Annotated in this window: 2 protein-coding genes; both read left to right on the forward strand. The window is 46.7% G+C overall.

Features of this window, described 5'->3' with window-relative positions; genetic code table 11:
• The first annotated feature begins 26 nt into the window (after window positions 1–26).
• A complete protein-coding gene (locus ACYZZR_RS05780) occupies window positions 27–6,518 on the forward strand; it encodes a BspA family leucine-rich repeat surface protein (RefSeq protein WP_461533045.1) in 6,492 nt (2,163 codons plus the stop codon).
• A gap of 145 nt (window positions 6,519–6,663) precedes the next feature.
• Window positions 6,664–7,527: a hypothetical protein gene (locus ACYZZR_RS05785; protein ID WP_461533046.1), complete on the forward strand. Its 864-nt coding sequence runs from the start codon at window positions 6,664–6,666 to the stop codon at window positions 7,525–7,527.
• Window positions 7,528–8,017: the final 490 nt, after the last annotated feature.

Below are 8,017 nucleotides of genomic sequence, written 5' to 3' on the forward strand. Positions count from 1 at the left end.
GGGTGTTTGTAAATGAGTAAAAAATTATGATAAACAGCTACCTCTTAAAACTGAAATACACCAGTCTTTTAATTTTGTTATTGGCTTCAGGAATTCGAGCCGAAGCCATGGAAATTTTTGTAAAAACACTGACAGATCATACCTTTACTCTGGAGGTGGAGAGCGGTGATACTATTGAACAAGTCAAACAGAAAATACAAGATAAAGAAGGTTTTCCAGTAGAGCTGCAGCGGCTCATTTTTGATGGAAAACTGTTGGAAGACGAACGCACTTTGTCGGATTACAACGTACAAAAGGAGAGCACGCTACATTTGGTGATATACGATCAAGGGGATGCTTTTATCACCACTTGGGAAGTTACTGATGAAGATCGAATGGTTGAGATTATTGTCAATCCCAATGTGTCAGGTTATAATTTTACCGTGGATTGGGGTGATGGCAATGTAAGCGAAAACCAAAATGGCAATCTAAACCACCACTATGCCGATGGAGCTAATGAATATACCATAACCATCAGTGGAGACTTCCCTGCATTGTATCAACCCGGGCCAAAGTTGAAAACCATTGAGCAGTGGGGAAATTTGGAGTGGAAATCTATGGAAGGTGCGTTTTCTGCCACGGTCGATCTGCTTATCAAGGATACAAGAGCACCAAACCTGAGCCATGTGACCAATATGATCCGGATGTTTGCAAATTCAGAGGGCTTCCAGGGAGACCTGGGTAATTGGGATGTATCCAAAGTGACTACGATGATGGAGCTATTTGCAGGTGCAAAGAATTTTAGTGCGAATATCCGCGATTGGCAGCCAGTATCGGTAACCAATATGACCCGGATGTTTGCAAGTACAGAAGGTTTTCAGGAAGACCTGAGTAGTTGGGATGTATCCAAAGTGACGACGATGGAGGAGATGTTTGCAGGTGCAAAGGACATCAATGGTTCGTTGGCAGGCTGGACGCCAGGACTGGCATTGGATGCTGGCTGTGATTTAAGCAATATGTTCCTTCAAGCAGAATCTTTCAACCAGGATCTGAGTACCTGGGATGTATCTAAGGTAAGCAATATGTTCCAAATGTTCCGAGGTGCCAAGGCTTTCAATGGTTCGTTGGCAGGCTGGACACCGGGATTGGCATTGGATGCTGGCTGTAGTCTAAGCGGTATGTTCTTTGATGCAGCATCCTTCAACCAGGATCTGAGTACCTGGGATGTATCTAAGGTAAGCAATATGTTCCAAATGTTCCAGGGTGCCAAAGCTTTCAATGGCTCGCTGTCAGGCTGGACACCGGGATTGGCATTGGACGCTGGCTGTACTCTAAGCGGTATGTTCCTTGATGTAGCATCCTTCAATCAAGATCTGAGCAGCTGGGATGTATCTAAGGTAAGCAGTATGTTCCAAATGTTCAGGGGTGCCAAAGCTTTCAATGGTTCGCTGTCAGGCTGGACACCAGGACTGTCATTGGACGCTGGCTGTACTCTAAGCGGTATGTTCTTTGACGCAGCATCCTTCAACCAGGATCTGAGCAGCTGGGATGTATCTAAGGTAAGCAGTATGTTCCAAATGTTCAGGGGTGCCAAAGCTTTCAATGGTTCGCTGTCAGGCTGGACACCGGGGCTGTCATTGGATGCCAGCTGTACTCTAAGCGGTATGTTCCTTGATGCAGCATCCTTCGACCAGAACTTGGGAACTTGGGATATATCTAAGGTGAACAATATGTTTACAATGCTTAATAGATCGGGTATGTCGACCGCAAATTACGATGCCACCTTAACGGGTTGGGCAGGGCAGGAGGATATACCGCAGGGAATCACTTTTGGGGCATCCGGTGTCGCCTATTGTGCCAGTGCAGTTGCCCGGGCGACGCTGGAAACAGAACACAATTGGACATTCACCGATGGGGGACAGGCAGCGGATTGTGATGGCACAATTCCCGTTAACCCCAACAACAAAGGTGTTGTCTTCGTGGATATCAATGTGGATACCGATGCTGTGGACTATATCGGCGATGGCAGCAGTTGGACAAATGCCATACCCGAGCTGGCCGATGCCCTAAAGTGGGCCCGGGAGCAATACGATGCCGACAACACCTGGTTGCAAAACGACAGTCTGCAGATATACGTAGCCGAAGGAATCTATAAACCTTTGTACAGAGCCGAAGATGGCAATTATACCACAGCCACTCCCAATGACCGCAACAATGCTTTTGTAATAGTGAATAACGTACAGCTCTACGGTGGTTTTCCCAAAGGAGGAGCCAGTTTTGAGAACCGCAATCGGGAAATGTACAAAACGACACTTAGTGGTGATTTGAATGGCGATGATGCAGCGGATTTTACAAATTACGAAGATAACGCCTATCATGTGTTGATTGCTGTCGGTGAGATGCAAAATGCTCTGATCGATGGCTTTACGGTAGAGGGAGGAAATGCCAATGGAAGCTTTAATAGCCCCATCACTGTAGGAGGTGTGGAAGGGATTATCCCTGCCGTAGGTGGGGGAATGATCAATGCCAGTACTATTGAGGTAGTCTATACCAATTTCACAAAAAACAGAGGAACGATTTGCGGCGCATGGGGGAATTTGATAGGTGATCCGGTATTGAAATATGTAGAGATCTCAGGAAATCAAGGAAATAATTCCGGTGGATGGTATAATAATGACGGCAACGCCAGTCTGACCAATGTGTTGTTTAAAGATAATGGTGTAAGCTGGTATCACGCCAATGGTAGTCCTAATTTGACCAATGTTACTATGCTCGACAATTGGACCATAGGGACATCAAACCAGCCGGTAGCCCCGAAGATATACAATAGCATTGTACAAGGAGATGAAAATCAGGAGTCCTTTCCCACAGAATACATCTTGAGAAATACCGTGGTCAACAACACTTTGTACGATCAAGCGGGAGACCAACAAACACTTTCGGGTAGTGTAGTGGATGAAGCAACGGGTCATTTGTTTCTCGAAAGCCCCGCTGTTAACGCCGGAGACAACCAACTATTGGCAGAGGCTCTTTACGGTAATGGAGGAACATTAAATGGAGCCGAAGCTGATCTAGACGGCGAACTTAGGGTATATGACTTTGACAACGGTGGGATTGTCGATATAGGCGCCTACGAATATCAGGGAACCCCTGTGACGATCACCCCCGACAACAACATCCTCTATGTCGCTAAAAAAGCTCCCAATAGCGATGGCAGTGGTCGTAATTGGGATAACGCCATACTCGAACTTAGCGATGCCTTGGCCTGGGCCAAAGAAAACGAAGAGCGATGGACGGAAACAGAACCGCTTCAAATATGGGTAGCTGCAGAAACCTACCAACCCGAGCAAGGCGCGTCCTTTACTATGGTCAATAACGTAAAAATATACGGCGGTTTTCCCGCAGAAGGAGGCAGTTTTGAAGACCGCGATTGGGAAAACAATAAAACCACCTTACAGGGCAATAGTAGTGGTGTGATTCACAATGAGTACACCGAAGACAATCCTTTGACCGATACCGCCGTATTGGACGGTTTTACTGTTACGGGAGGGGATTCAAACAGCGGTGGTGGTGTGTATAATAGATATAGTTCTGCAGTTTTGACTAATGTGGTGATTACGGATAATGTGGCTAATGGTAATGGCGGCGGTGTGTATAATATGAGAAGTTCTCCCGTTTTGACCAATGTGGTGATTACGGGGAATAATGCTGATGGTCGTGGCGGCGGTGTGCGTAATTTGAATAGTTCTCCCGTTTTGACCAATGTGGTGATTACGGGTAATGAGGCTAATAATCAAGGGGGTGGTGTGTATAATTTTAATAGTTCTCCAGTTTTGACCAATGTGACCATCACAGCCAATACAGCCGATGGTGGTTCGGAATGGTATAATGGTAGTGGTACTCCAGTAATTCGCAATAGTATTATTTGGGGCAATGGTGTCGATGGGCAGCTATATAATACACAATATAGTCTGGTGCAGGGACAGACCGGGGGGTACCTTGATGAAGCTAACCACAATCTCGCTCCGGATACTGACCCGGGCTTTGCCAATCCTTCCAGCGGTGATTTTAGTTTGCTTAATACCAGTTTGGCCATCAATGCCGGAGACAATCAAGCCTATCTCGATGCCGGAGGAGATTTGGATAATGACCTCGATTTAACGGGCAATCCTCGTCTATACGATGGCCTGGCCGATAGTGATATCATCGATATGGGCGACTACGAATATCAAGGGGAACCGGTTCCTATTGTAAAAGAGGTGACACCTCTGGAATCCATTGAGGTAGCCTATGGTACGGAGCTGGATGCTGTAGAAAACCTTCCGGAAGAAGTTGAAGTTGTTTTAAGTGATGATACACCGCTAGTTGTAGCGCTTTCCGAACCCTCTCTTTGGACGGTTACCAGTCCCGAAGGAGGTAGTTACGACGCCCAAGTAGCCGGTACCTACGAGTTTTCTATACCTCTTGTATTACCGGAGGTAGACGAGACCCCTTATTTTACCAATCCCAATCATCTGACCGCCGAGTTGACCATCACCCTAAGTAAAGGACTTCCCGAGCTTTCAGTCGCCTGGAAGGGTACAGGTATATCTCCCGAAGACGGCCTTGCACTTACCTATGGGGATATCGGAGCGTTGACGTTTGAGACGACCAATGAAGAAGTACCACTAAGCTATACTTTGGGTACAGAAGACCCGGAAATACTGGATATGAGCGATCTCACTAATGCAGCTGCCATACAGGCGGGAGCAGCCACCCTGACCATAGCCCAAGAGGCTACGGCTAATTATGAGGCGGTCACTGTTGAGATTCCTCTTACGGTAGCGCCTAAGGCTATTAGCCTGCAAGCTGTAGTGGGCGAAAAGGTATACGGCGAATCAGATCCTGATACTTTCGATTACCAGCTTTCAGAAGATACGCCCTTGGCCTTTAGCGATGTACTTTCAGATATCGTTTCAGAGGTATCACGAGAGGAAGGAGAAGCTGTAGGGGAATACGATATCCTGTTGGTATTTGAAGGTTCAAAAGCCGCCAATTACGCTATTGACTTTGAACAGGACAACAATGCCTTTACAATTCTCCCTGCGGTGATCAGTGGTATTACCTTGGTAGACGGCAGCTATGAATACGACGGCACACCAAAATCGTTGGAAATCACCGGCGACTTACCCGAGGGTACTGTGGTAGCCTATACTATAGACGGAGAAACAGGCAACAGCGCTACCGACGCGGGAGTTTACAGTGTAACCGCTACGATCAGCGGATCAAATTATCAAACCCAAGAATTGATTGCTACCCTTGAAATAAGCCCTGCAGCGATCAGCGGTATTACTTTGGAAGACGATAGCTATGAATACGATGGCACGTCCAAATCACTGGAAATTACAGGTACCCTGCCCGAGGGCAGTACGGTGAGCTATACCATTGATGGCATTTCGGGTAATACCGCTACCGATGTGGGAGTTTATAGTGTAGTAGCTACCATTAGCGGATCAAATTATCAAACCAAAGAATTGATTGCTACCCTTGAAGTAAGCCCTGCAGCGATCAGCGGTATTACTTTGGCAGACGACAGCTATGAATACGATGGCACGTCCAAATCACTGGAAATTACAGGTACCCTGCCCGAGGGCAGTACGGTGGCCTATACCATTGATGGCATTCCGGGTAATACCGCTACCGATGTGGGAATTTATAGTGTAGTAGCTACCATTAGCGGATCGAATTATCAAACCCAAGAATTGACCGCTACCTTAGAAATAAGTGCAGCCACGACTACGGAGGTGACTGTAGTGATAGAAGGTCAAGTTTTTTACCCGCATCCCGATGAGGAAATCAATTACCTTGTGGATTGCAGTTCGGATACGGAAGTTGCGATAAGCATTACGGCAACACTTGGCGCCACAGTATCTCCGTCACCGGAGTTTACTATATCTACTCCCCAGGCAGGTATCTACATCCGTGAGCTGAGTGTGACCACCCAAGACGGGCAGCATATACAGAGGTACACCATTCGTGTAGAAAAGCGATTTAGCTTTGCGGATATTGTAGAGCAGAAGTTTAACAACGTACTGTTGGTGAACAACAATCCCGCTACCAACGGTGGCTATAATTTTGTTTCGTACACCTGGTATCGCAACGGCAGTGTAGTGGGTAATGATCAGTACTATTCGGCAGGGGATAGGGCTTCTGATTTATTAGACCCCAATGCACTCTATGAGGTAGAACTCACCACTTCCGATGGAAGCGTGCTTCGCAGCTGTGTCGGTCAGGTGGAATTGGAGCGCAGCGGAGAGATAGTGGTATATCCCAACCCTGTTATCAGTGGGGATGTAGTAAACATCCGCGCCGATCTTTCTCGTGAAGAACTCAAGGATATGCAGGTACAGTTATTTGACCAGAGAGGAAGGGAAGTCCACCGCTACACGACCAGTGATGTAAAAAGTAAACTTTCGGTGTCAAACTTGCTTCCGGGAGTGTATATTGTGAGATGTACTACCGCCGGAAGGCAGGAGACCTTCAAGATAATTGTGAGATAGGAGGAGGTTTTGAGATAGAGAGATGTGGTGTAGTGGTGAAGGAGAGATGAGGAGACAAAGGTTCATTCAGAGCACAGTGCAGAATCTCTTTGCGAGCTCAAAAAGAACAGTAAAAAAAACTAAAAACCAAACAAGAACAACAAACATGACAACAACATACTCATTCCGAATTGGTGTATTGCTATTACTCTGTGTGTTGACTTTCTCTCAAAGCTATGGTCAGCAACGCCACGAATTGTCTGCCCATGTGAGTGGGGTGTTTGCCTCCTTACAGTACAAAGTACATCAAGGCAAGCGCAGCGGAGACGACAATATGGGAGTGGGGCTTGCTTATGCGTATTTCCTTAACGAGTACTGGAGTTTAGGGCTTGGTTTAGAATATCAGACCTACAATACCCGAATGTTGCTTCAAAACTTCGAGGGGAGTCAGGCTGTTACCGATAGTGAAGGAGATGCTTTTGAGTTCCGATACCGCAGCAGTGGGTATAAGGAACAGCAAGAAGTGAGCTATTTGAATATTCCGCTTACGGTAAGCTATCAGACCAAAGGTCAATACACCCGTTTTTACGCTTCTGCCGGAGTTCAACTCGGACTAGCCTTGGCGTCGGAATATCAAAGCAGCATTAGTAAACTACGTACCGGCGGCTACTATCCGGAGTGGAATGCCTTTCTGGAAGCGCCAAAGTTTATGGGTTTTGGAAATTTTGGAGATCAGCAATCTGCTGCAGCCGATTTGGAATTGGACAATTCTTATAGTCTGCTTGCAGAGGTTGGTATCAAGCAACTTATCGGCAATAAGAGCGCTATTTATCTCGGTGTTTTTATCACCTACGGACTCAATACCATCAACACCACGGGCGATGCTTCACTCGTAGAGTACAGTCTAGCAAACCCCGGAGAATTCCTTTATAATCCCGTCTTTAATTCCACCTCCAACAGCCAACGATACACCGACGATGTACGCACCTTTGCCACAGGAGTGAAATTGAGGTACGGATTTGGTTGGTAAAGCTTGAAGATCGGGATTTTGAGACTGGGAGATGAGGAGATGGGGTGAAATGGAGAAGGGGAGATGAGGAGACGTGGAGATGAGGAGACGTGGGATGTCATTCAGAACGGAGCCCTAGCGTAGTGCCAGCCGGCGTGCAGGTTCAGACGAAGGGAGGTACCCGAGCGCAGCGATGGGGGAGGGTTTTGATAGCCTGAATTTCTGGAGTAGCATTAAAGGTTTGGGATATCGGGATGGTCTGGGTTTTCAGAACCCTCCGTCATACCTTCGGTATACCACCTCCCTTTGTCTAAAGGGAGGAGTTGAGTTGTTTTGACTACGCCTGAAATAGGTTGCCCTTTTTCGCAAGATACAACATGAAAAAATCAGGAACCCGACGAGTTTTTGACTTGGATTTAAAATTAAGTTTGGTAAGTCAGATTGAAAAGGGAGAATTAAAAGTATCAGAGGTATGTGCAGTTTATGGACTGAGTTCTACAGCGGTTTACAA

It is taken from the genome of Sinomicrobium sp., assembly GCA_029266035.1.
Taxonomy (GTDB): domain Bacteria; phylum Bacteroidota; class Bacteroidia; order Flavobacteriales; family Flavobacteriaceae; genus Sinomicrobium.

Excerpts from the sequence above, each read along its gene's own strand:
- ACYZZR_RS05785 (WP_461533046.1), top strand. The coding sequence starts at position 6,664 with ATGACAACAACATACTCATTCCGAATTGGTGTATTGCTATTACTCTGT.
- ACYZZR_RS05780 (WP_461533045.1), top strand. The coding sequence starts at position 27 with ATGATAAACAGCTACCTCTTAAAACTGAAATACACCAGTCTTTTAATT.